This window comes from Kitasatospora viridis (assembly GCF_007829815.1).
GTDB classification, from domain to species: domain Bacteria; phylum Actinomycetota; class Actinomycetes; order Streptomycetales; family Streptomycetaceae; genus Kitasatospora; species Kitasatospora viridis.
Genome location: NZ_VIWT01000002.1, coordinates 32,507 through 56,382 on the forward strand (window position 1 = coordinate 32,507; position 23,876 = coordinate 56,382).

The window sequence follows — 23,876 nt, forward strand, 5'->3', positions numbered from 1 at the left end:
TCGACCGCCCGCGTGCGGCAGACTCGGACCAAGCACTCTTGCAACCGGAGGATCCTGACCATGGCTGACCGGCCCCTGACCCTGATGGCGGTGCACGCCCACCCCGACGACGAGGCGAGCGGGACGGGCGGTGTCCTCGCCCGCTACGCGGCGGAGGGCATCCGCACCGTCCTGGTCACCTGCACCGACGGCGGTTGCGGCGACGGCCCCGGGGGAGCCAAGCCCGGCGAGCCCGGCCACGACCCGGCCGCCGTCGCCGTGCTGCGCCGCCAGGAGCTGGAGGCGAGCTGCGAGGTGCTGAAGGTCAGTCACCTGGAAATGCTCGACTACGCGGACTCCGGAATGATGGGCTGGCCGAACAACGACGCCCCGGGCTCGTTCTGGGCGACCCCGGTCGCCGAGGGAGCCGCCCGCCTCGCCGAACTGCTGCGGCACTACCAGCCCGACGTCGTCGTCACCTACGACGAGAACGGCTTCTACGGCCACCCCGACCACATCCAGGCCAACCGCATCACCACGGCCGCGCTGGAACTGACCGGACAGACCCCGAAGCTCTACTGGACGACGGCGCCGCGCTCCCGCATGCGCCAGTTCGGCGAGGTCCTGCGCGAGTCCGGCGTCGACTGGCCGGAGCCGGACCCCGAGGAGGCCGCCACCATGCCCCAGATCGGCCTGCCCGACGAGGAGATCACCACCTGGGTGGACACCGCCGAGTTCGGCAGCCAGAAGTACGACGCCCTCGCCGCCCACGCCAGCCAGGGCGAGAACATCTTCTTCCTGCGCATGGGCAAGGAGCGCTTCACCGAACTGATGGGCGTCGAGACCTTCCTGCGCGTCCAGGACCCCACCGGCGCACCCGTCCCCGAGAACGACCTCTTCGCCGGCCTGCGCTGAGCCGCCTGACCGGGGGTCGGGGAGCCACAGGTGCAAGCGCTCCTTGCCCGCTGCTCTGCGGACAAGGAGCGCTCGACGGCGGGGGACAGCCGGCTCACGCGGCTGTCTGGGAGCGTTTGCCTGGCTATCGGTAAGGCACCGCGATCGAGGCCGCGGTACGGCACCAAGCCGGTTCGGCTGCCGCGAGCTCAGCCCAGGTACACCTTCTGCCATTCGAGCGAGCTCATCGTTAGCGCTGCCTCGGCCAGCGTGCGAGCCGACTTGGTCTTGAGTTTGTCGAAGCTGGTGTCGATCCAGGGCTGGACGTTCTGGTAGCCCTGCTCGCGGTATTCGACGGCCTGGATCAGGCATTCGAGCTTGTCGGCGTCGTGGGCCACGGTCACTTCGAGGCTCTCGGCGTTCTCGTACTCCGCCACGATCGCCTGAATGCCAGCACGCACGGCAGGGTGGGCCGCGCTGACCTGATCCTCTGTCACCCTCTCGTTGGAGGCGGCGGTGACGTAGCGTCGGCCGATGTGGGGGATGTCGCCGATCCGGGTCTCCTGGGTGTCGTGGAACGTGCAGAGCAGCGCCACCTTGGCCGGGTCGGCGCCCTCCATCATGGCGAGCACGGCACCGACGACCGCCGTGCGGAAGCTGTGTTCGGCGATGGTCTCCGGGTCCTTGACGCCGGCGATCCACCAGCCGGACCGCTTGGCCCGCTTGAGCATTCCCATCTCCATCAGGAAGCCCGCCGTGCCCTGCGACTGCTTGTCGTCCGTCATCGCCGTCCTTCGGTGCGTTGGATCAGTTGCGGGTACTGCCGGATCCGCCGATCCGAAGACCGTAGTACACGGCCTCCAGCTCGCGGCGGGATTGCGTAGAAAGTCTGTCCCCGTCCAGTAGCGTCCGAACCTGTGCTTTCAAGTCCTCTGCGACGTGCGGGTCGGCGTCGAGGAGCCCGCGCCTGGCGATCAGCAAGGCCCAGATCGAGTGGACGTACAGGTCCGTGTACTCGACTGCCCGGTCGAGCCGGACCGCGAGCTGCCGTAGCAATGCGGACGCGTCCCAGGCCGGGCGGTCGCGCTCGGCCATGAACCTGTCGTCGGTCTGGGGACGAGGGTCCAGGCCGAGCCAGTGGGCCCAGTAGTTGAGGTTGGCTGCCTCGGCCGCATCGTTGTCGGTCAGCGACCGGGCGATGAAGTCGCGCAGCAGTTCGGGATCGCCCTGCCGGGCAAGGGCTGCAGCAACCGATCGCGCCTCCACCCAGCGGGGCGACCAACCCGAGACCGAGGCTGTCAGCCGGCCCCGACGTCGCATTGCGTCGAACCACTCGGCAGCGTTCCAATCGCGGTCGTAGGCCGAGAGATAGAACACCTGACGCCGAAGCAACGCCGCGTCCTCGCTGTCCCTCTCGTCCCTCTCGGCCTTCTGGCGAAGAGTGTCGAAGAACAGCGCGCGGTCGGCTGCGCTGAGGAGGGGAGCGACGGCAACCGGACCGCGTCGTGCCGCCGGGGTGCTCATCTGAGCAGCCACCACTCCGGGAAGGACGCCGCTGACGGCCCATCCGATCATGTGGGTGGTGTCGCGCGTCAGGACCCAGTTGGCAAGGGGGTGTTCTTCTACGGACCCGCTTCCGGCTCTGTCGCTCAGCATCTCGCTGAGGATGAAGTCGGTGTCCATGGCGAGGTTCAGTGCGTCGACCAACGCCGGTGGTGCTCCGAGGTGGATGAGTTTGCGGCGTATGACGACGAGGTTGCCGGCCCGCGTCGCCGACAGCGGGCGCCGGCCGGACTCCCAACCCTGCAGCGTGCTCTTGTCCACGCCGAGGTCGATGGCCAACTCCTCCTGGGTGCGGGGGACCTGTTCCCGGATGACCTTGAAGAGGTACCCGGTCACCAGGCCGTCTGCCCCGCGTTCATGCGTACTCCGACCACCAGTCAGTGCTTGTCCCCGCCGTGATGGCGTACGAGCTGGCATTCCGGCGCTCCCTGGCCTCGATCGCGCGGGCAACTCGTACCCGTAGTCCGTCGAACCCCCACGTCACTAAGCGTAGCTTCATGACTACGGCATCACCGCGCGGAGGAAGCCTAGTTCCGGGTCGGCTCCTTCGGTCCCGATCCGCGAGATGTCTCGCCGCTCTGAAGGAAGTTGAGCCGGGTCCCGGCTCCTCGGACCTTCACAGCGGACACCAGCCGGCGGCCTCTCCCTGTGAATCCCCCGATGGGGTGGGGCCGCCACCAGGCCGCGAGCGGAACGGTGCTCGCCGTCGACTTCGCACCAGCGGAATGAGGGAACCCGATGAACACCACACTGACCGCTCTGGCTGGGCAGATCGCCCAGCTGGACGCCGTGGACTCCGCCCAGCTGGAGCGGATGCGCCACGAGGCCCTGACCGCCCCGGCACCCTGGAGGGCGGAGTACAGCGCCTACCAGTCCGGCGGCTGGTGGACCACCTCGCTGATGAACGCCTCCGGCGACGCCGCCGACGTGACGATCGGCGACTGCTCCGCCAGGCCGACCGACCTGCTGGCCCAGATGCCGGCCACCACCGCCTTCCTCGCCGGCCTCGGCCTCAACTACATGTGGGTGCGGCTCGCCCGACTGGAGGGCAACGCCTTCCTCTGGGAACACCGTGACTACGACGAGCTCGACCAGGTCGAGCGGCACCGCCTGCACGTCCCCCTGCACACCAACAGCTCCGCCTTCCTGGTCACCGGCGGCACCAAGGTGCACATGGCCGGCGGCCGGATCTGGCGCCTCACCCCGACCTACCCCCACGGCGTCTGCTACCTCCTGGGCCCGGACCGGATCCACCTGATCGCCGACGTGTACGCCGACGACGCGTACCGACGGCTGGCCCGCCGCCCGGTGCTCCACCCGACGGTTGCTCAGCCGCTGCCCACCGCCGATGAGACGGTCCTGGCCGAACGGCTGGGGACCGCCCGCAGCATGGCCACCCTGGGCTACATCGATGCCGCCGAGCGGATGCTGCTGCGGCTCTTCTACACCTACGCCCTGCCGGAGGGCGCGGCGTACGACCTGATCGCCGAACTGCACACCTCGGTCGGCGACATGGAGGCCGCGGGGCGTTGGAGGACGGCCAAGCGTCGGCTCCTCGCGCTCACGGCCTGATCAACAGCCCACCTCCGCACTCCGAAGGGAGAAGCGCATGCCCACCCTGCAACTGGCAGAGATCACCCAGGCCAACCGGCCCGCCCAACTGCCGCTGCTGTCCAAGCTGGCGGACATCCTGGCCACGTCCCCGGCCGTCACCCACCTGATGGTCCGTGGATCCCTGGCGTACGGCACCGCCGACCGGCTCTCCGACGTCGACCTCGTCGTCGGCGTGCAGGATGCCCAACTGCCGACCTTCATCGAGGCGGTGGACACCCTGATGTCCGTCGAAGCCGGGGCCCTGCTGCCCGGCTGGCGCGACACGATCGTCGCCGACCTCGGCGGCGTCGGGATGGTCTTCCTCGTCCCCGACAACGACCGGCTCCACCAGATCGACCTCTACCTCGCGCCCGTCTCCCGCATCCCGCGCCTGCGGGAGACGGTCAACACCGCCGTCGTCCTCGATCGAGAGTCGGCGCCTGCGGCCGTCCAGGACATCGCGGTGGCCGAGAGCTTCGCCGCTTCCTACCTCGCCCGCCCCCGCACGTGCGCCGAGTTGCTGATCGAGCACCTGGTCCTGGCCGTGCTCCTGCACAAGCGGATCAAGCGGGGACAGCGGTTCGTGGCCTACTCCGAGTGGCACCGCCTGCACACCGCGACGAAGGACCTCATCAAGACCGCGCTCGTGCCGGCCTCGCAGTTCTGGGGCTGGTACCAGCTGCGCGAGCAGATCGCGGTGACCCCGATCGGCCGGGCCTGCCTGGACGACCTCGACACGGCGATCAGCGGCCCGGCGATCCCGCAGGCCGCAGACGTCACCAACGCGATCGAGCGGATGCTCGCCCTGGTGGAGCGGGCCTGCCCGCAGGCGCTCGACGGTCTGCACGACGCCGTCACCGCCTACCGCACCTACCAGGAGCTGGCGTGAACGCACTCCACCTCGCGGGCCCGGCCGCCAGCCGGGCCCGCGAGGGCCTGACCGCCGTCTTCTTCGGGGGCGTCGTCCCCTCCTCGGCGAACGAGGAAGCCATGGCCGAGGAGATCGGACGCAGCCTCGCCCAGGCCGGATACCAACTGCTGCACGGCGGCTACAACGGCCTGATGGAAGCCGCCGCCCGGGGAGCGGCCTCCCAAGGCGCTACCGTCACCGCGGTCACCCTGATCGGCAAGCACGACGAGTGGGGCGCGTTCAACCCGCACGCCACCATGTCCGTCCACCTGCCCGACCTCGGTGCCCGGCTCAACCACTACCTCGACCACGCCGACCTCGTCGTCGCGATGGGCGGCGGTGTCGGCACCCTGCACGAGCTGACCGCCTCGCTCTACTACGCGACCACCATCAGGCCCGTCCCGGTCTGCCTCGCCGGCCCAGCCGCCGCGCGCCTGCTCGACTTCCTGCACCACGAACGGTGGCTGTACGAGACCCCGACCCGACCGCTCGGTTTCCTGAGCACCGCCGAGTCCGCCGACGCCTTCCGCACTCACCTCGCCACCCTCACGACCAGCCTGATCGGAGGACCATGACCACCAGCACGTCGCTGGCCGGCCTTGTCGCCCGGCTCGCCGAGACCGCCTGCGTCCGCGCCCCCTTCAAGCTCCAGGACGGCGGGCAGCTCGACAACTACTTCGACGAGTACCGCCTCGCCGCCGACCCGACCCTCCTGCGCGACGTCGCCACCGCGATGGTCCCGCTCGTCCCCAGCGACGCGCAGGTGCTCGCCGGCATCGAGCTGGGCGGAATCCCGCTCGTCGTCGCCCTGTCCGCCGCGACCGGGCTGCCCGCCGTCTTCCTGCGCCGCCGACCCAAGGGCTACGGCTCCCAGCACCAGATCGAGGGAGCCGCCATCGACGGCCGCCGCACCGTGCTGGTCGACGACGTCACCCGCTCCGGAAGCCAGCTGCTGCACATGGCCCGCCTACTGCGGATCGCCGGCGGGCCTGTCGCCGACGCGCTCTGCGTGCTTGAACGGCCGCTCGGCGGCCGCGAGTTGCTGGCCGAACACCGCGTCAGGCTACACGCGCTGTTCGCCGAAGCCGACCTGCCCGACCCCGGAGGGGCAGCCACCGCATGAAGTGGGCCGCGCTCTTCGACGTCGACGGCGTCCTCGTAGACCTGATGGACACCGTCGTCTGCTCCGAGGACGCCACTCCCAAGCCCGCGCCCGACGGGCTGCACCTCGCCCGCGGCCGACTCGGCGTCGTTCCCAGCGCCGCCGTCTTCGTCGGGGACATGGACGCGGACGTCCACGCAGCCAGAGCGGCGGGCGTCACCTCCGTGGGCGCGGGCTGGGGCTTCACCGAGCCCGAGGCGCTCGCAAGCTTCGGAGCCGACCTCGTCCTGCTCGATCCCTCCGAGCTCACCGACGTGCTGCTCGCCCTGCTGCGCGCGGGGCAGTCCGACGGCAACAGCAAGCGATCTTGACGCCGGATCAGCTACGCTCGATGGTGCAGCGCACAGAAGATCGGCACGTGTGCGCTGCATCATCAGTGAGCGACGGATCTGGAGTCATGGTCTACACCGTGGGGGCGCGAGCTATCTGCGTCGAGCTGGAGAACTGAGAACTTCTCAGTCCCTGTTCTCGGCCCGGCTCGGCGTGTGATCTCCCCCCACCCTCCACGACTCTTCCGTGAGGCCGTACCGCCATGCGCTCGACGCAGATCCGCTCCACCTTCCTGGACTACTTCACCGACCGCGGCCATCGCCAGGTCCCGTCCAGTCCGCTCATCCCCGCAGACCCGACCCTGTTGCTGACCAACGCCGGCATGAACCAGTTCAAGCCCTACTTCCTGGGCGAGGTCACCCCGGAGCACTCTCGTGCCACCAGCATCCAGAAGTGCGCCCGGACCTCCGACATCGACAACGTCGGCCGGACCAGCCGGCACGCCACCTTCTTCGAGATGCTCGGCAACTTCTCCTTCGGTGACTACTTCAAGGCCGACGCCATCGCCTACGCCTGGGAACTCCTCACCCAGGTCTACAACTTGGAGAGGGGCCGGCTCTGGGTCACCGTCTATCAGGACGACGACGAGGCCGAACAGCTCTGGCGCAAGATCGGCGTCCCCGCCGAGCGCATCCAACGCCTCGGCATGGAGGACAACTTCTGGTCCATGGGCGTCCCCGGCCCCTGCGGACCCTCCTCCGAGCTCCACTACGACCGAGGCCCCGCCTTCGGCCCCGAAGGCGGCCCCGCCGTCGACGGCGAGCGCTTCATGGAGATCTGGAACCTCGTCTTCATGCAGTCCCAGCGCGGCGAAGGCGACAAGAAGGGCGACTTCCCGATCCTCGGCGACCTCGCCCAGCAGAGCATCGACACCGGCCTCGGCCTCGACCGCCTCGCCGCGATCCTCCAGGGCGTCGAGAACGTCTGCAGCACCGACCTGCTGCTGCCGACCCTGAAGACGGTTCAGGAACTCGCGGGCCGCGACTACCCCGGCAGCGGTGAGGAGAAAGTCTCCTTCCAGGTCGTCACCGAGCACGCCCGCACCATCGCCTACCTGATCGCCGACGGCGTGCTGCCCGCCAAGGACGGCCGCGGGTACATCCTGCGCCGCCTCATGCGCCGCGCGATCCGGCACGCCCGGCTGCTGGGCATCAACCAGGAGGTCCTCGCGCCGACCACCAGCAGCGTGATCGCCAACCTCAGCGACGTCTGGACCGAACTCGCCGACCAGGCCGCCCTCATCGAGCAGGTCGTCACCGCCGAGGAGGAGTCGTTCACCCGCACCCTCGCGCAGGGCACCCGGCTGCTGAACGCCGCGATCACCCGTACCCGCCAGAGCCGCTCCACCGCGCTGCCCGGCGAGACCGCCTTCGAACTGGCTGACACCTTCGGATTCCCCCTGGAACTGACCGTCGAGGCAGCCCACGACGCCGGGCTGACGGTCGACGAAGGCCGCTTCGCCACCCTGCTGGACGAGCAGAAGAAGCGCGCCAAGGCCGGCGGCAAGGCCAAGACCACCCAAGCCCTGCGCCAACAGGACACCTACCGCGAGCTGTCCGCCCGCCTGCCCCGCACCGACTTCCTCGGCTACGACCACCTGCACGCCGAGGTCGTCGTCCTGGGCCTGATCTCCGACGGAGCCGTCACCACCACCGCCCCCGAAGGCGCCACCGTCGAACTCGTCCTCGACCGTTCCCCGTTCTACGCCGAGGCCGGCGGCCAGATCGGCGACACCGGCACCCTGCGCACCACCGACGGCACCCAGCTGCGGATTACCGACACCCGATACGGCCTGGAAGGATTCCGCGTCCACCGCGCCCGCGTGATCGAAGGCGAGATCCGCACCGGAGCGAGCGGCGAAGCCACCGTCGACGCCGACCGCCGCAAGGGCCTCATGCGCTCCCACTCGGCCACCCACATCCTGCACGCCGTCGTCCGCGCCACCCTTGGCGACCACGCCCGCCAGCAGGGATCCCTCGTCGAACCCGACCGGCTCCGCTTCGACTTCGCCCACTTCTCCGCCGTCACCCCCGAGCAGCTCGCCGAGATCGAAGCCGCCGTCAACGGCCACGTCCTCGACGACCCGGCCGTCCGGGCCTGGCACGCAGACCGCGTCGAAGCCGAGGCCGCCGGCGCCATCGCCCTGTTCGGCGAGAAGTACGGCGACACCGTGCGCATCGTCGACATCGGCGACTTCTCCCGCGAACTGTGCGGCGGAACACACGTCGACCACGGCTCCCAGGTCGGCGCCTTCCGCCTGCTCAGCGAGTCCTCGGTCGGCTCCAACCTGCGCCGCGTCGAAGCCCTCACCGGCCACGGCACCCTCCGCCACCACGACACCGAGCGTCGGCTGCTCGAAGAGGTCTCCACACTCCTCGGCACAAGCCCGAAGCACGCTCCCGAGGTTCTGCACAAGCGCCTCGACGCCCTGGCCACCATGCAGCGGGAGCTCGTCCGCCTGCGCGAGGCCGAACTACGGAGCCAGGCGGGACAGTTCGCCTCGGGTGCCCGCCAGGTACCCGGGGGCCGGATCGTCTCGCAGCGGGTCACGGGGCTCGGGGCGGATGACCTGCGCGTCCTCGCCGCCGGCACGGCCGACCGCCTCCGCAACGAACGCGCCGTTGTCGTCCTCGGGACCGAACACGACGGCAAGGCTCTGCTCGTCGCCGCCATCACGCCCAGTCTCCTCAACGGCGGAGCCGAGGCCAGCCAGATCCTCGCGGGTGCTGCCCGCGCTGTGGGTGGCGGAACAGGCGGCAAGGGACCAGTCGCCAACGCCGGAGGCCGCCGTGTCGAAGCCCTCGACGAGGCCCTCAACATCGCCGCCCAGGAAGCGATCCGCGCCCTCGACCAGTAGGCGGCCGAGTAGATGAGCATGCACCGGGCGGCGGATCCCATTTCGGGACCGCCGCCCGGTGCATGCCTTCGCCGCCACGATCAGCGGGCCAGCAGGTCTTTCACCAGGACGACGCTTTCGTAGTTGGTGACGTCCCACCGCCACGTGCCCACCGGCAGGTAGCCACGCCGGCGGTACCAGCCGACCAGCTCGGTCGCCTGGGACGACGTGTCGATCACCACCTGCCCGCAACCCAACGCGGCAATCCGCTCCTCCGCGAGCGTCAGCAGCCGCTGCCCCAGCCCGGTGCCCCGCTGCGACGGCTCCACCGCCAGCTGCCAGAACGACCCCGAGCCCACCGGAGCCGGGTACCCCGCTGGGGCCACGAAGGGATCCGCCACCGTCACCGTCCCCACCATCGCGTCTCCCCGGAACGCCACCCAGCACTCACCCTTGCCCAGCCGGTAGGCGGTGTCCTGCGTGGACTGGTACGAGGCGAAGAACACCCGCCCGGCGGTCGCGTGGTCGGCGTACGCGCGATGCAGCAATCCGGTCAGCTGCTCCACCGAATCCCCCTCGGCGAAGCGCCGTACGGTGCTGAGACCAGCAGGGCCGTCCCGGGCCGGCGGATCACTGGTTCGAGTCACACGATCAGTGTCGGCGGAACGATCGCCTTCGGCCTGCGGGATGATCGATTGTCACGGGACGTCGCGTCGGTGATCCAGTCGTAATGCCCAGCCTGTTTCCAGACCCGGAGGTTCGGCTGACCAACGATCACTCCGATCGGTGCCAGGTGCGTTAGGCCACAACGACGCCGACAGCGATGCCCAGGTCAGCAGTCAGGCCGTCGGTTCCGTGGTAGCCCGCTTGGCACTCCAGCGGCAGTGAGTGGCAGCCGTGGCGGGGCGCGCTGAGGATGAGAGACCTGGTGACGCGCTGTGTCGCGAAGGAGGCCCGGGCATGGGCTGGTGGTCGTCGTGGATCGAGGTCGGGCGGGACGGGCTGCGGGTTCAGCGGGCGTTCGCGGCTCCGTCGGCGATTGCGCGGGCCGTTCTGGCCGTGCTGTTCGCCGCGGTCCTCGGCCTGGTGCTGGACGACCCGATCGCCGGGTCGATGGCCAGTGTCGGCGCGTTCATCTGCGCCATCGGCACCATGGTGGGCCCGTTGCGGCACCCGGTGGTGACCGCGCTCGGGGTGGCCGTGGCGTTCAGTGCGATGGCGGTGGTGGGGGCGCTGGTGCACGGGAGGACTTGGCTGTTCCTGCTGTTGCTCGGGGTAGCGGCCTTCGCTGCCGGGCTCTGGCGGACGCTGGGCGTCGCGTCCGGCATCCGGGGCTGCCTCGCGGTCGTCGGGCTGATGATCACGGCTGACCTGGCTCCCGGCGTGCACGGGGGGCTGGTGATGGCCGGGTGGATCGCGACCGGGACCGGACTGGTCGTGGTGGTGCAGTTGCTCCCGCCGTACGACTCGCGGTTCGCCGCCCAGCGCCGGGCCCTCGCGGCGCTCTACCGGTCGCTCGCCGAGGCTTCCGTCGCAGCCGGTCCGGCCGCCCTGAGCGGGTCGGCTCCGTTCACGGCGGCCCGGCAGGCGCTGGACCTGCTGCCGCAGTTCAGCCGGCCGGTGGCCGCGGCCATGTTCGGGCTGCTGGGAGAGGCCGAGCGGATCCGCCGGGCGCTGCACACGGTCCGGCTGATGGCCCCCGCGGACGGGAACCGGGAGGCGCTGGCCGCCACCGCGCAGGTGCTGGGCGACATCTCCCGCACGGTGGCCACCGGGCGCGAGCACCGCACGCCCGAGGCAGTCGGCGCCCTCCTGGAGTCGTGGGCGGCCGCCTCGCCCGTGCGTGGCCCGCGCGACCTGGTCGCGCGGCTGCGGCAGGCCGAGCAGTTGGCGCAGCGTTCGACCGACGAGCGGCTGGGGGACGTACTGGAGCCTCCCGCCGAGGTGCCGGGTCTGTACGCGGGCACCTCGTCCGTGGCGCGCACCGCCCGGCGGATCCAGGCCCAACTGCGGCCCCAGTCACCGATCTTCCGCCACGCGGTGCGGCTGGCCGTCGGGGTGGTGGTCGCGGAGGTCATCGGCCGGTCGATCGGCGGGTGGGGCGGTCTCGGCATCTCCGCGCACGGCTTCTGGGTGGCGCTGACCACCATGCTGGTGCTCTTCCCCGAGTACGGGCACACCGTCGCCCGGGCCTGGGGGCGAGCGGCCGGGGCCGTGCTGGGCAGCCTCCTCGCCTGGGCGCTGTCCCAGCCGCACTGGTCGCCGGGCGGCCTGGCGGTCGCGTCGGTGGTGTTGGCCGCGGTGTCGTTCGCCACCCTGCGGACCGGGCAGCTGATGCTCAATCTGTGGCTGACCTGCTGGATCGTCTTCCTGATCCACCACGTCGGCGGGCTGCCGGGGCCCACGGCGTGGGCGCGCGCCGCCGACACGGTGGTCGGCGCCGCGCTCGCCGTGCTCATCTTCTTGGTCTGGCCGACCTGGTCCGCCCGGCGGGTGCCGGGCCTGCTCGCGGAGTGGTTGCGGGTGCAGGAGCAGCTGCTGCCCGAGCTGCTGACCGGCTACGCCGATGTCGGGGCGACCGACTGGGCGGCCGTCGACGCGCTGCGGGCGCGGTCACGGCAGGTCAGGGAGGAGCTGGCGGTCGCGGTGGAGCAGTCGCACGCCGAGCCGGCCGAGCAGCGCTGCCCCTGGTCGGGTGCGCAGCTGGAGCTGATCAGCACTCAGGTGTCCGCGGTCGCCGGGTGCGCCACCCTGCTGGCCGAACACCTGCCGCTCACTCCGCAGGACACCGTGCCGGAGCTGACCGAGCTGGTCGATCCGCTGCACGAACACCTCACCGCCCTGGCCCGCGCCGCCGCCGGAGCCGAGACGGTGGCTCCGGGGGCACTGCGCTCGGTGTTCGACTCGTTCACCGCCCGCTCCGGCCTGCTGGCCGAGACGTCCGAGGGCTCCGAGGGCTCGGAGGGCTCGGAGGGCTCCGAGGGTTCCGGCAGCGACGACAGCTCCGACGGCCCCGACAGCTCCGACAGCGGCACGCCCGGCCGCGCCCTCGCTCTGAGTACCGCCACCGTCGATGCGGTCGAATCCCTGACCGAGACCATCGCCTCGCGCGACCGCCCCCGTCGTCGTCACGCGGCGGCCTGACAGGGTCTCAGGCCGCCCGGTCGGTCACTCCGACCAGGGGGCGGGCGCGCGGGCGGCGGTGAGCTCCAGGCCGGTCACGCCGTCGGCCCGGCGCTCGCGGAGCAGTTCGCCGCCGAGCGTGTAGCGGGCGGCGGCCGCGTCGGAGCGGGCGGCGCGCTCGACGATCGCGTCGACCAGGGCGCGGACCATGCCCAGGCGGGGGTGGGCGGTGTGGATCCGCTCCTGCCACCCGGCGGCGATCTGCGCGTCCTGCCCGAAGTCCATGCACACGCCCGCGCGGGTGAGGCGGCACAGCAGGCCCCGGCGCTCGGCGATGCCGGGCGAGGCGTGCAGGGCGATCGCCTCCCAGACGCGGTCGACGTCCGCCTCCGGCACCCGGTGGCGCCGCAGCAGCTCCGCCGCCAGGTCTGCGCCCTCCACCTCGAAGCGGGCGGCGCCCTCGGCGAGGCCGCCGGTGCCCAGGTCGTGCAGGACGGTCGCGGCGAACAGCAGCTCGCGGTCGTACTCGGCGTCGGTCCGGCACCCTTCGTGGGCGGCCAGCAGGTCGGCGAAGAGGAAGCTGCGCACGCTGTGGTTGAACACCGGCACGGTCTCGCCGGCGCGTGCGGTGGCGAGGACGGCGTCGGCCAGTGGCCCGGTCGGCAGGTCGAGGGAGAACTCCATGAGCGGCAGGCTACGAGCCGCGGCCGCACCGCCGGAAGTGGCACGCAGGCCATGCATCGCTAAGATCGTGCCATGTCGGCCGTCGAACGGCACCGGGTCGTGGTGCTGGCGCTCCCCGGGGTCCTCCCGCTCGACCTGGGCATCCCGGTGCAGACCTTCGGGACGGACCCGCACTACCGGGTCACGGTGTGCACCGACCCGGCCTCCGGGCCCGTGACCAGCGGCGGGTTCACCGTCGGCACCACCGCCGGGCTGGAGGCGCTGCGCGAGGCCGACACCGTCGTCGTCCCCGGCTACCAGGGCGTGCGGAGCGCGCCCCCCGCCGCCGCGCTGGCCGCGATCCGGGCGGCGCACGCCCGCGGCGCCCGGCTGGTGTCGATCTGCACCGGGGCGTTCGCGCTGGCCGCCGCCGGGCTGCTGGACGGGCGCCCCGCGACCACCCACTGGCAGGACGCCGCCGACCTGCAACGCCACTACCCCCGGATCCAGGTCCGCCCGAACGAGCTCTACGTCGACGACGGCGACGTGCTCACCGCGGCCGGCGTGACCGCCGGGATCGACCTGTGCCTGCACGTGATCCGCCGCGACCACGGCGCCGCGGCGGCCAACACGCGCGCCCGGGCGCTCGTCGCTCCGCCCCAACGGGCAGGCGGCCAGGCGCAGTTCATCGAGCGCTTCCGGCCGCCCGCGCACGGCGCGGAGCTCGCGGCGGTGCGCGCCTGGATGCTCGACCACCTCGCCCGCCCGCAGAGCGTGGACGAACTGGCCGAGCGCGCGCACATGTCCCGACGCACCTTCATTCGGCGCTTCCAGCAGGAGACCGACACCTCGCCGATGGCCTGGCTGACCGCCGCCCGGATCGACTGGGCCCGCGAACTCCTGGAGACCACCGCCGTTCCCGTCGAACAGGTCGCCCGGCTCAGCGGCCTGGGCAGCCCCGCCACCTTCCGGGCGGCCTTCCACCGCTGCGTCGGCACCTCGCCCGCGGAGTACCGGGCCACCTTCCGCGCCCAGGGCGGTTGACCGGGCGAACCGAGCCTCAACGAACCTCATCGAATCCTCACGTTCCGCCGGGCAGGCTCCTCGAAGGCACAGCAGAGCAGTCCCCGAACAGGTGCACGGCGAGGAAGAGGTCCATGGCCCAGGCGGCGACACACTCCGTCGGCGACCTCGTCGCCGAACGCTTCGAACTCCTGGCGCACCTGGGCGCCGGCGGCATGGGAACGGTGTGGCGGGCCCGCGACCTGCTGCTCGGGCGCGAGGTGGCGCTCAAGGAGGTGCGGGCCGTCATCGAGGACGGCCCGGACCAGGCCGCCCGGAGCCGCGAGCGGGTGCTGCGGGAGGCCCGGGCGCTCGCCGGCATCGGCCACCCCAACGTGGTCACCATCCACGAGGTGCTCGACCGACGGCCCCGGCCCTGGCTGGTGATGGAGCTGGTGCCCGGCCGCTCCCTGCGCGAGGTCCTGCTGGAGGACGGCCCGCTCACCCCGGTGCGGGCCGCCCGGATCGGGCTGGACGTGCTGGGCGCGCTGGACGCCGCGCACTCGGCCGGGATCCTGCACCGGGACGTCAAGCCGGGCAACGTGCTGATCCGCCCCGACGGCACCGCCGTGCTCACCGACTTCGGCATCGCCACCCTCCAGGGCACCACCACGCTCACCGCGCCCGGCGACATCATCGGCTCGCCGGAGTACATGGCGCCGGAGCGGATCAACGGCGAACCGGTCGGGCCCTCCTGCGACTTGTGGTCGCTCGGCATGCTGCTCTACGCCTGCGTCGAGGGCGGAAACCCGGTGCTGCGCGACTCGCTGTGGCAGACGCTGCGGGCGGTCTGCGAACTCCCGCTGCCCTCCCCGTCGCGGGCCGGCCCGCTGGCGCCGGTGATCGACGCCCTGCTCACCCGCGAGCCGCAGGACCGCCCGTCGGCCGGCCGGCTGCGCACGCTGCTCACCGCCGTGCTGAGCAGCGAGGGCGAGACCGTCGTCGTCAGCACGGTTCGGCCGGGGCCGGGGGAGACGCCGACCCTGGTGGCCGCGCTGGACGGGCTCCCCGACGGCGGGCGGCCCCAGCCCCGGCGGCGCCCGCACCACCGGCATCCCGCCGCCGTCGCCGCCGTGGTCGCCGTCACCGGCGCCGGCCTCGTCGCGGCCGCCGCGATCGGCCTGGCCGGCCAGGGACGGCAACCCAAGCCCAGCGCCGCCCTGCCGTCCCCCACCGCACCGCCGTCTCCCGCCGGTACCGGCTGGATCGCCCAGCTCGCCGCCGTCCCGCGCTCGGCCGGCCCCGAGGACCGCGACCAGGCACTGGCCGACGCCCAGCAGCAGGTGCCCGGCGCCGTGCTGCTGGACGGCGACGCCTGGGCCTCGCTGCCGTCGGGCTACTGGATCGTCCGCGCACCGGGCGAGTTCGCGAGCGGCGGTGCCGCCCTGACGTTCTGCGCCGACGCCGGCGTCGACCAGTGCTCCGCCCGCTACCTCAGCCAGGACCGGGCCGACAGCGCCTACCACTGCGAAGCCGCCCCGGCGGACGCCCCGGCCGTCGCCTGCGCCCGCCCCGGTGACAAGCCCGGGTGATCTCGTGAACTCGCTGCGGGCGGGCGGGCGAGTTGGCACAATCGCCGCTGTGTCGGAGTTTCTTGAATTCCAGTTCGCCAACGGTTCGTCAGTTCTGCTCCAGGCGTTCCCCGCCGTCGAGCCGGCGCCCGCCCGGCCGGCGCCGGACGAGGACGACGACGAGCTCGACCTGCTCCCGCCCGGGCTGGCCGGCGGCCGCCCGGTCTCGCGCGGCCCGGGCGAGCAGCCGGGCCGGGTCGCCAAGGTGACCCAGGACGCGCTGCGCGCCGCCCTCAGCCCGCTGGTGCCGCTGCTGCAGGAGGTGCACGACACCGTCGCCCAGGTGCCGCAGCCCCCGCACGAGGTGTCGGTGGAGTTCGGCGTCCGGTTCGGCGCCGACCTCAAGCTCGGCATCGTCGGCGGCAGCGGCGAGGCCAGCATGAAGGTCTCGGCGACCTGGCAGCTCCCGCAGCAGAGCGCGCGGACCCCGGACCCGGCCGCCCGGCAGACCGACTGAGCGATGGCCTGGTTCTCCGACCCCGGCGCGGCCGGCGGCGCTGCGCCGTGCCTTCGAGGGACTGTGGCGGACCCGCCCGGACGACCCCGACGACGCGGTCTAGCCGGCGCGGTCGGCGGTGACAGCCCACACCGGCATGAGCAGCCGGCCTTGCTCGTCGGTCGGCAGGCCGTCGGCGAACTCCCGCCCGCCGGGGACGTCCAGTGCGTCGACGACCTGGTGGAGCACGTCCAGGGTGAAGCGCGCGGACGTGGTGTAGGTGGTTTGCCGCAGGCTGCTGATCGACCAGCCCGCTCCGGCGAAGGTGGCGCGCAGTTCCTGCTCGGTGCAGCGGTTCGGCGAGGCGATCTCCCTGGGTACCTGGTCGGAGAAGCAGATCACCTGCAGGGTGGCTCCCGGCGTGGTGGCGCGGTGCAGTGCGGCGAGGTACTGCCGCCGCTGGTCCGGCGGCAGGCCGTGGTAGAGGGCGCTGTCTATCACGGTGTCGTACCGGGCGTCCGCCGCCAGCCCGTCGAGGGTGACGGCGTCGGAGACGAGGAACCGCACGTCGAGGCCGAGCGCCGCGGTCAGTTCGGCGGCGCGCGCGATGGCCTTGGGGGAGACGTCGAGGGCGGTGACCCGGTGGCCGCGCCCGGCCAGGAAGCGGGCGTTCTCGCCGAGGCCGCAGCCGACGTCGAGCACCTCGCCGCGGAACCCGCCGGCTGCCTCGACCTCGACGAGCGCGGGCTGGGGACCCTCGATGTCCCAGGGGATGATGTCGCCGTAGATCTCGTGCAGGGGGGATTCGGGGCCGTACAGCGAGTCGCCGTCGTAGCTGGCGTCGAAGTGGATGTCGGCCGCCCTCGGGCTGTGGTCGGGCATGGTGTGCTCCCCGGTCGGCTAAAGCTGTTCGGATACATACCTTATTGTCCGAGGATGCCTTCCGGGAGGCGTGCGAACTCGATGTGAGAGCACGTCAGGGCGCCCGGGGTGCGCTTCGCGCCCTCGGTCAGCCGTGGGCGGCGGCCTTGAAGATCCAGTAGCCGATCGGGTCCCCGTCGTCCGGGCGGTCGGACGGCTCGTCAGGAACCAGGGCGTAGCCGTTGTCGGTGGCCGAGAGCGGGGCCGTGGGCAGGTTGTCCGCCGCGACCCGGCCGGTGTGCAGGTCCACGGCGAGGCTGGCGCGGGTGTAGACGCCGCTGCTCCTGGTCGGGCTGCTCGGCGAGCTGCCGTAGGCCACGCCGCCGACCACCACCATGGGCGTGAAGGCCTGTTGGCCGGCGGACTGCTGCCAGATCACGTGACCGTCCGTCAGGCTCACCGCGACGCTGCTCGCCGGGTTGCCCTCGGCGAACGCGAGGACGGCCTCGTCCGACTGGACGTTGTCGGCCTCCGGCGGGGTGCCGTCGAGCGTCGAGGACGGCGCGATCAGCGGGGTGGCGCCCTTGACCGCGCCGGTGTGCACGTCCTGGACCGCCAGCACGTCCTTGCCGCCACCGGCCGGCCAGAGCAGGCCGATCGTGGCGCCCGAGGTGAAGCAGAGCCTCGGGGTGGCGGAGGTGATGCCTGCCGGGCGCGCCGAGTCGCTGGTCCAGAGCGGGTCGCCGGGGTGGGTGAGGTCGTAGGCGGCCAGGTAGTGGTCGGTGCCGCTGCCGCCGGCGGACGGGCGGCTGTGGTCGACCAGGGCGACGCCGTCCACGATGTCCAGCAGCTCGGGCTCCAGCGGGACGTAGCCGGTCTGGTCGGCGGGCAGGGTGAGGCGGGCCGAGCCGTCCTGGTCATAGATCACCAACTGCGGTGCCCCGGGCGACTTCGCGGTGGTCGCGCTCCAGCCGGCCAGGCCGGTGCGGGCCTCGGAGGTGGGCCAGGACAGGTCCGTCACCTTGTGCCCGCTCGCGTCGAAGCCCACCTCGTGCTCCACCGAGCCGGCGGTGCTCAGCCCGTCCGAGGCGGTGACCTCGGTGCCGTGCACGAAGATCGCGGGCGTGCCGTTGAAGTCGCCCACCTGGGCGGTTCCGTAGAACGGGACCTGGGCGGTGGCGATCTGGCGGCCGGTCGCGGCGCTGTAGAAGGTCAGCTGCCCGGGGTTGGAGCTGCCGGTGCCGGTCGCGGCGAGGGTGAAGTCGATGGTCACGAACGAGTCGCCCACCGGGTACGGGACGCCGGCGAGCGGGGCCTTCACCAGCGCGATCGGGTGCGCGGCCAGTCCGGGCAGGGCCGGGCCGCTGTACGCCGGGGTCGAGCCCGAGGGCGAGGGCGTGGCCGGGGCGCCGGACGGGGGCGCGGTGACCGGCCTCGCGCTCGCCGGCCGGCCGGCGGTTCCGCCGCCGCAGCCGGTCAGCAGCAGGCAGGCGCAGCCCGCCGCGAGCAGTGGACGGACGAGCGCGGACGCTCCCGTGAATGCCAATGGATCCCCCGAGGACTCGATCAGTGTCGTGCGCCCGGCGCAGCTGCGGGACGGCGCGGTTCCCGACGCTAGCCACCGGCCGCCGACGGATCGTCAAACCGTGGCGGTAGCCGGGGGTAAACCTGCGCGGTACGGGTGCCATGCTGTCCCCGGCACCAGGGCGGTGCCGGGGGATGGGAGCGGGCATGGAACCTCTGCTGATCAGGCGGGACGCGCCGAGCCGGTACGGGGCGGCGGGCGCCGCGCTGGTGGGGGTCGGGCTGCTGCCGGGCGCCCTGGTGGTCGCGGCCGGGGGCGGCGTCGCGGGGGTGCTGCTGCTGGGGGCCGGGGTGGCCACCGCCGTGCGCGCCGAGCGGGCGATGGTCCACGCCGACCAGGACGGGATCCTGGTGCGCGGGTCCTTGCGGAGCCGGCGGATCGCGCTGGCCGACGTGGTCGGGATGCGGGCGGAGCGGCTCTACTTCTGCGACCGCCGGGGCCGGCTGCGCAGCTGCTGGCTCTCCGCGCTCGGCCGCAACACCAGCCGGTGGGCCGTCTACTCCTACTCGAACCGGCTGAGCCTGCTGCAACGGATCGAGCTGGAGCGGTGGATCGAGGAGGCCGTCACCTCCCGGATCAAGCGGCGGGCCCGCCTGCTCGACACCCTGGACGACGCGGCGCTGGCCCGCGAGGCCCGGGTGGCGGCCGCCGGGGAGCGCTGGGAGCGCAAGTACGGCGTCGCCCGCCCCCGCTGGCACTTCGTGAGTGCCGCCGCCGAGCGGGTGACGGGCGCCCGCGCGGCGGCGGGGAGCTGAGGGCCCAACAAGTGGCTGCCCGTCAGACGGCCAGCGTGCTCCGCACCGGTGTGATGATCTCGTCCACCAGCCACCGGGCCGCGCCCGGGGGGTAGGGGCTGCGCAGGCTCAGCACGATGTGGGTCAGGCCGGCGGCGATCAGCTCCCCGACGGCCTTGCGGTCGGCGGCCGGATCGTCGTACGACACGATGTACTGCACGGAGCGGGTGATCGAGCGCGGATCGCGGCCGAGGGCGGCGCATTGCCGGTCCAGTACGGCGCTGCGCTCGGCGATGCGCTCCAGGGAGTTGTGCGGCGGCCCGGGGATGTTCCAGATGTCCGCGTGCTCGGCGACCAGGCGCAGCGTCCGGTCGCCCCAGCCGCCGATCAGCAGGGGCGGGCCCGGGCGCTGGACCGGCTTCGGCTCGTTCCGGTTGCCGGTCAGCGTGTAGTAGCGGCCGTGGAAGTCGAAGACCTCCTGGGTCCACATGCCGCGCAGGATGGCGATGGTCTCCGCCAGCCGGGCCAGGCCCTCACCGGGCGGCACCAGGCTCAGGCCGTAGGCCGCGTACTCGGCGATCGCCGGGTTGTCGCCCGCGATGCCGCCGGCGCTGGCCGGCTGGACGGTGCCGCCGACGCCGAGGCCCATGACCAGGCGGCCCCCGGAGATCACGTCGACCGTGCTGGCCATCTTGCCGAGCAGCGCGGGCGGCCGGATCCGATTGCTCGTCACCAGCAGGCCCAGGCGCAGCCGTCGGGTGCTCGCGGCCAGCGCGCTGAGCAGGGTCCAGCCCTCGTGGATCTGGCCGTCGGCCGGTCCGGCGATCGGCATCAGGTGGTCCCAGAGCCAGGCGTCGGCGATCTCGGGCAGCTCGTCGGCCTCCTGCCAGACCCGTAAGACGTCCTGGTAGGAGACCCGCATCGGGGTGGTCTTGAGGCCGAACGTGACGGCGGGGATGTGCTGGTCGGACATGTGCTGGTCGGACATGTGTGCCAGGCGCCCTTCGCGTGGGTGTGCTGCCGCGCGCCGGATCGGCGGTCGGCATTCGTCACCGTAGCGGATCGTCAGTATGACTGACCATCAGTTCGCGGATAGGATTCGGGCCATGACGCACGACGCACCGCCCGAGGTCCTCACCGCCCGGCTCGGCTACCTGCTCAAGCACGCCTACCTGCGGCTGACCAAGGAATCCGCGCGCGCCCTGGCGCCGCACGACCTCGACGGGCGCGAACTCGCCGTGCTGGCCGTGCTCGACGCGCACGGCGAGCTGTCCCAGCTGGCGGCGGCGGGAGTGCTGGGCATCGACCGGACCACCATGGTCGCCCTGGTCGACGCGCTGGAGGGCAAGGCGTTGGTCGAGCGCCGCCGCAGCCAGGCGGACCGGCGCAAGAACATCGTCCAGCTGACGGCCGGCGGCCGGGCCCGGCTGCGCGAGGCCGAGCAGGCCCGGGCGGAGATGGAGCGGCGCTTCCTCGCCCCGCTCGCCGACGCGGACGCCGAAGCGCTGGTGCGCGCCCTGCGGGCGGTCGTTGTCGCCCCGGCCGAGGGGCCTGTCGGCTGATCACCCGGGACGGCCGGTAGCCTGCGGATCATGACGATCGGGCGCGGGACGGAACACAGCTGGTGGGCGCGCAAGTTGCTCGAATCCATCGGCGTGGATCCGAACGACCTGCGGCTGGACGAGGCCGAGCACGTGGAGCGCGGGATCGAGATCGCGCTCGGCGGGTTCGACTCCAAGGACGCCCAGTTGGTCGAGGGCGCGGTCTCGATGGCCTCGGACATCCTGCGGCGATGGCGCACGCCCCGGCCCGAGTTGGTGGCCGGCCTGGTCCGGTGCGTGGCGTCCGACCGCTCCCTGGCCAGGGGCGACGCGGCGTTGGCGCTGGCGGGCCTGGTGTCGGCGGACTCCACCCAGGACCTCGCCCCGGCCGTGCCCGCGCTGCTCGCGGCCGCCGCCGACTCCTACGACCGGATCGCCGGACCGGCCGCGCTGGCCCTCGCCCGGCTCGGCCACCCGGGCGTGCTGGAGCCGGTGCACCGGTGGCTGGCGTCGAGCAGCCGAACCCCGTTCTTCCAGGTGACCTCGCTCGGCCAGGTGCTGCGGCCGCTGGTGGGCTCCGCCGACGAACTGCTGCCCGGCATCCGCCGGATGCTCCTCGACGCGGCCGGCTCGGAGGGGCTGCGCCCGGTCCTCACCACGCTCGCCGCCTGGGGCCCCGCCGCGAGCGCGGCGGTTCCGGAGCTGCTGTCGACGCTCACCACCCGCAACGTGCGCTGGGCCTGCGACGTGCTCGGCAGCATCGGCCCGGCGGCGGGGCCCGCGGTGGACACCCTCGACGGCTTCGTCCGCGGCCGCACCCAACCGCCGCGCCACGACGGCAGCACCCTGCAGTCGACCGGCCGACGGCGCTGGCACGGCGCGCAGAACGCCGCGTGGGCGCACTGGCGGATCACCGGCCGCCCGCAGACCTTCCTGGCCTTCCTCGCGGACACCTCGACCAGAGGCCTGGGGTACGCCGACCTGGGCCGGCTGGGGGAGTTGGGGCCGCTGGCGCTCCCGTACGCGGACGCCGTCCGGCAGTTGCTGACCTCGGCCGGCCCGTGGACCCGGGTCCAGGCCGCCGGTGCCTGGTGGCGGATCACAGGCGACCCCGACCCCGCCCTCCCGGTCCTGCTGGCGGCGCTGGAACCGCTGCGCTCGGGCGAGGCCGACGAGCCCTGCCGCGAGGCGGTCCGGACCATCGCCCGGATCGGAACCCCCGCCGTCGCGGCCGCGCCGCTGCTCGAAGCGGCCCTGACGTCCGAACGTGGCTTCCCGGCGGACTTCTACCCGGCGGCCCGCGCGGCGCTGGCGGCCTTCGGCGGCAGGTGACGAGCCGTCAGGTGTTGCCCGTGCCGTCGCTGTCCGCCGGGGCGCGCCGCAAGGTCGCCTGGCAGGCGGCGGCCAGGACGGTGAAGGCCGGCGCCAACCACCACCAGGCCGGCGCGGGGAACGCCAGCGCGGGCAGTGCGCCCGCGACCAGGGCCGTGGCGCGGCCGCGCAGGTGCGGATGGGGGCCGCGCAGGTGCGGGCGGTGCCGGCGGCGGGGGCCTCGCCGCCACCACCGGCCGCCGCCGTCGCGGGTCGGGCGGCCGACCGAGCCGAACACCACCCAGCCGGCCGTGAACCCCGCCGCCACCCACCACAGCAGCGTGCGCTCGCGCCCCGCCTGCCACCACGGCACCAGCACCAGCGCGGACAGCACGAAGGCGAGGTTGTAGAGCAGGTCGTACAGCGCGAACACCCGCCCGCGCGCCGCGTCCGGAGTCGCCCCGCCGACCAGCGCGTCCGCGCAGACCTTCAGCACCTGGAAGGCGAACGCCGCCACCGCCAGGCAGAGCACCAGCACCCAGAGCGAGGGGAACAGCCCGCCGACGTACGCCGCCGCGGCGGCCGGCAGGAACGCGGCGGGCACCAGCGCCCGGGCCCCGTAGCGGCCCGCCAGCGGCGGGGCGACCGCGCTCGCCGCGAAGGTGGCGATGCCGGTGGCGGCGAGCGCGACCGCGTAGCCCGAGGCCCGCAGCCGGTACTGCGAGTCCGCGACCAGCACCAGCACCACGAACCCCGCCCCCAGTAGCAGCCGGTGCGCCCCGACCGCGAGCAGCGGCCGCCGGATCGCCGCCGTCCGGGCGGCCAGCCGCACGCCCTCGACCAGGTCGGCCACCGTGCGCCGGACGGCCGGCAGCGCGGAACCCCGAGGCACCGTCAGCTCCGGCCCGAGCCCGGGCAGCAGGGCGAACACCGCCGCCGCCCCCGCGTAGAGCACCCCCGCGCCCAGGAAGGCGGCCACCACCGAGCGGCCGACGAAGAGCGAGCCGCCCAGTGCACCGAGGAACGCCGCCGCCGATCCGGTCAGCGCCGAGAACGCGTTGGCCGGCACCAGCCGCGCCCGGGGCACCGTGCGCGGCAGCGCGGCGCCCTTGGCGGTCAGCACCAGACGCGAGGAGGAGAGCAGCAGCACCACGGCGAGGTAGGCCGGCGCCGTCCACCGCTCCGCCACGACCACGGCCCCGACCGCGACCAGCAGCCCGCGCAGCACCGACACCAGCACCAGCGTGCGCCGCCGGTCCAGCCGGTCCAGCAGCACCCCGGCGAACGGGCCCACCACGCTGAACGGCAGCAGCGTCACCGCCAGCACCGCCGCGATCCGCCCGGGGCTGGCGCCCCGGCCGACGTCGAACAGCACGAACTGCGCGAACCCGATCTGGGCCAGCCCGTCGCCGCACTGCCCCAGGCACTGCCCCACCAGCAATCCGCGCAGCGGCCCGGCCAGGTCACGCCGCAGGGAGCCCCGCTCCGACCCGGCCCCCGCCTCTGGCGCCGGCCCGTCGGCGGCGAGCCCCGCGCGCTCCTCCATGCCCCCATCCTCCGTCCTGGACCGACCGGCACTCGGGAGGCGGCGTCGCGACGCGCCCCGGCCTTCGGCCGGGCGGGGGTCCCCGGCCGGAGAGCGGGGGAGCCGCTCCTTCACCCGCTCCCCATTTGCCGGGCGGTCTAGGATCGACGCCGATCAGGGCACGACACGAGAGGCAG

At 73.1% G+C, this 23,876-nt stretch carries 22 protein-coding genes; 14 read left to right on the forward strand and 8 right to left on the reverse strand.

Annotation, left to right across the window (positions count from 1 at the left end; translation table 11 throughout):
• The first annotated feature begins 60 nt into the window (after positions 1-60).
• Positions 61-894 carry a PIG-L family deacetylase gene (locus FHX73_RS27430; protein ID WP_145908588.1) on the forward strand — a complete coding sequence of 278 codons (834 nt, stop codon included), beginning with the start codon at positions 61-63 and terminating at the stop codon, positions 892-894.
• A gap of 188 nt (positions 895-1,082) precedes the next feature.
• Here FHX73_RS27430 and FHX73_RS27435 read toward each other — a convergent pair whose 3' ends face one another.
• Positions 1,083-1,658, reverse strand: coding sequence for an HD domain-containing protein (locus tag FHX73_RS27435; RefSeq protein ID WP_145908589.1), 576 nt, complete (start codon positions 1,656-1,658; stop codon positions 1,083-1,085).
• A gap of 22 nt (positions 1,659-1,680) precedes the next feature.
• The gene (locus FHX73_RS27440) at positions 1,681-2,772 is read right to left on the reverse strand and encodes a helix-turn-helix domain-containing protein (RefSeq protein ID WP_246213910.1); all 1,092 of its coding nucleotides are present in this window, start codon (positions 2,770-2,772) and stop codon (positions 1,681-1,683) included.
• A 402-nt stretch (positions 2,773-3,174) separates the two neighbouring features.
• Here FHX73_RS27440 and FHX73_RS27445 point away from each other — a divergent pair, with 402 nt between their 5' ends.
• From FHX73_RS27445 to alaS, 6 genes are all read left to right on the forward strand, one after another.
• Positions 3,175-4,008, forward strand: coding sequence for an aspartyl/asparaginyl beta-hydroxylase domain-containing protein (locus FHX73_RS27445; RefSeq protein ID WP_145908590.1), 834 nt, complete (start codon positions 3,175-3,177; stop codon positions 4,006-4,008).
• A gap of 37 nt (positions 4,009-4,045) precedes the next feature.
• Positions 4,046-4,918 carry a hypothetical protein gene (locus FHX73_RS27450; protein WP_145908591.1) on the forward strand — a complete coding sequence of 291 codons (873 nt, stop codon included), beginning with the start codon at positions 4,046-4,048 and terminating at the stop codon, positions 4,916-4,918.
• Positions 4,915-5,514, forward strand: coding sequence for an SLOG cluster 4 domain-containing protein (locus FHX73_RS27455; RefSeq protein ID WP_246213911.1), 600 nt, complete (start codon positions 4,915-4,917; stop codon positions 5,512-5,514). Before FHX73_RS27450 ends, FHX73_RS27455 begins: the two co-directional genes overlap by 4 nt.
• Complete coding sequence (locus FHX73_RS27460) at positions 5,511-6,062, forward strand: orotate phosphoribosyltransferase (RefSeq protein ID WP_145908592.1); 552 nt, start codon at positions 5,511-5,513, stop codon at positions 6,060-6,062. The genes FHX73_RS27455 and FHX73_RS27460 overlap by 4 nt, the downstream gene beginning before the upstream one ends.
• Positions 6,059-6,412 carry an HAD family hydrolase gene (locus tag FHX73_RS27465; RefSeq protein ID WP_145908593.1) on the forward strand — a complete coding sequence of 118 codons (354 nt, stop codon included), beginning with the start codon at positions 6,059-6,061 and terminating at the stop codon, positions 6,410-6,412. The genes FHX73_RS27460 and FHX73_RS27465 overlap by 4 nt, the downstream gene beginning before the upstream one ends.
• Positions 6,413-6,633: 221 nt before the next feature.
• On the forward strand, positions 6,634-9,288 hold the full coding sequence (gene alaS, locus FHX73_RS27470; RefSeq protein ID WP_145908594.1) for an alanine--tRNA ligase: 2,655 nt from the start codon (positions 6,634-6,636) through the stop codon (positions 9,286-9,288).
• An 80-nt stretch (positions 9,289-9,368) separates the two neighbouring features.
• Here the strand turns inward: alaS and FHX73_RS27475 are convergent, their stop codons facing one another.
• Positions 9,369-9,914, reverse strand: a complete 546-nt coding sequence (locus tag FHX73_RS27475) for a GNAT family N-acetyltransferase (protein WP_484140836.1) — start codon at positions 9,912-9,914, stop codon at positions 9,369-9,371.
• A gap of 313 nt (positions 9,915-10,227) precedes the next feature.
• On the opposite strand from FHX73_RS27475, the gene FHX73_RS27480 reads away from it, so the two are divergent.
• Positions 10,228-12,411: an FUSC family protein gene (locus FHX73_RS27480; protein ID WP_145908596.1), complete on the forward strand. Its 2,184-nt coding sequence runs from the start codon at positions 10,228-10,230 to the stop codon at positions 12,409-12,411.
• Positions 12,412-12,435: 24 nt separating this feature from the next.
• On the opposite strand, the gene FHX73_RS27485 is transcribed toward FHX73_RS27480, so the two are convergent.
• A complete protein-coding gene (locus FHX73_RS27485; protein WP_145908597.1) occupies positions 12,436-13,074 on the reverse strand; it encodes an HD domain-containing protein in 639 nt (212 codons plus the stop codon).
• A 72-nt stretch (positions 13,075-13,146) separates the two neighbouring features.
• Between FHX73_RS27485 and FHX73_RS27490 the strand changes: the two genes are divergently transcribed.
• The 3 genes from FHX73_RS27490 (at position 13,147) to FHX73_RS27500 (ending at position 16,143) form a co-directional block, all read left to right on the forward strand.
• The gene (locus tag FHX73_RS27490; protein WP_170305096.1) at positions 13,147-14,097 is read left to right on the forward strand and encodes a GlxA family transcriptional regulator; all 951 of its coding nucleotides are present in this window, start codon (positions 13,147-13,149) and stop codon (positions 14,095-14,097) included.
• Positions 14,098-14,210: 113 nt separating this feature from the next.
• Positions 14,211-15,647 (forward strand): serine/threonine-protein kinase, encoded by a 1,437-nt coding sequence (locus FHX73_RS27495; protein WP_145908598.1) that lies wholly within the window; start codon positions 14,211-14,213, stop codon positions 15,645-15,647.
• A gap of 49 nt (positions 15,648-15,696) precedes the next feature.
• Complete coding sequence (locus FHX73_RS27500) at positions 15,697-16,143, forward strand: CU044_2847 family protein (RefSeq protein WP_246213912.1); 447 nt, start codon at positions 15,697-15,699, stop codon at positions 16,141-16,143.
• 99 nt (positions 16,144-16,242) lie between these two features.
• Here the strand turns inward: FHX73_RS27500 and FHX73_RS27505 are convergent, their stop codons facing one another.
• The gene (locus FHX73_RS27505; RefSeq protein WP_145908599.1) at positions 16,243-17,004 is read right to left on the reverse strand and encodes a class I SAM-dependent methyltransferase; all 762 of its coding nucleotides are present in this window, start codon (positions 17,002-17,004) and stop codon (positions 16,243-16,245) included.
• 127 nt (positions 17,005-17,131) lie between these two features.
• On the reverse strand, positions 17,132-18,529 hold the full coding sequence (locus FHX73_RS27510; protein WP_145908600.1) for a hypothetical protein: 1,398 nt from the start codon (positions 18,527-18,529) through the stop codon (positions 17,132-17,134).
• Between the two features lie 185 nt (positions 18,530-18,714).
• On the opposite strand from FHX73_RS27510, the gene FHX73_RS27515 reads away from it, so the two are divergent.
• Positions 18,715-19,323, forward strand: a complete 609-nt coding sequence (locus FHX73_RS27515; protein ID WP_145908601.1) for a hypothetical protein — start codon at positions 18,715-18,717, stop codon at positions 19,321-19,323.
• A 22-nt stretch (positions 19,324-19,345) separates the two neighbouring features.
• On the opposite strand, the gene FHX73_RS27520 is transcribed toward FHX73_RS27515, so the two are convergent.
• The gene (locus tag FHX73_RS27520) at positions 19,346-20,290 is read right to left on the reverse strand and encodes an LLM class flavin-dependent oxidoreductase (RefSeq protein ID WP_246213913.1); all 945 of its coding nucleotides are present in this window, start codon (positions 20,288-20,290) and stop codon (positions 19,346-19,348) included.
• Between the two features lie 118 nt (positions 20,291-20,408).
• Between FHX73_RS27520 and FHX73_RS27525 the strand changes: the two genes are divergently transcribed.
• Positions 20,409-20,864: a MarR family winged helix-turn-helix transcriptional regulator gene (locus FHX73_RS27525; protein WP_145908602.1), complete on the forward strand. Its 456-nt coding sequence runs from the start codon at positions 20,409-20,411 to the stop codon at positions 20,862-20,864.
• A 30-nt stretch (positions 20,865-20,894) separates the two neighbouring features.
• Positions 20,895-22,175 carry a hypothetical protein gene (locus tag FHX73_RS27530; RefSeq protein ID WP_145908603.1) on the forward strand — a complete coding sequence of 427 codons (1,281 nt, stop codon included), beginning with the start codon at positions 20,895-20,897 and terminating at the stop codon, positions 22,173-22,175.
• Positions 22,176-22,182: 7 nt separating this feature from the next.
• Here FHX73_RS27530 and FHX73_RS27535 read toward each other — a convergent pair whose 3' ends face one another.
• The gene (locus tag FHX73_RS27535; protein ID WP_145908604.1) at positions 22,183-23,700 is read right to left on the reverse strand and encodes an MFS transporter; all 1,518 of its coding nucleotides are present in this window, start codon (positions 23,698-23,700) and stop codon (positions 22,183-22,185) included.
• Positions 23,701-23,876: the final 176 nt, after the last annotated feature.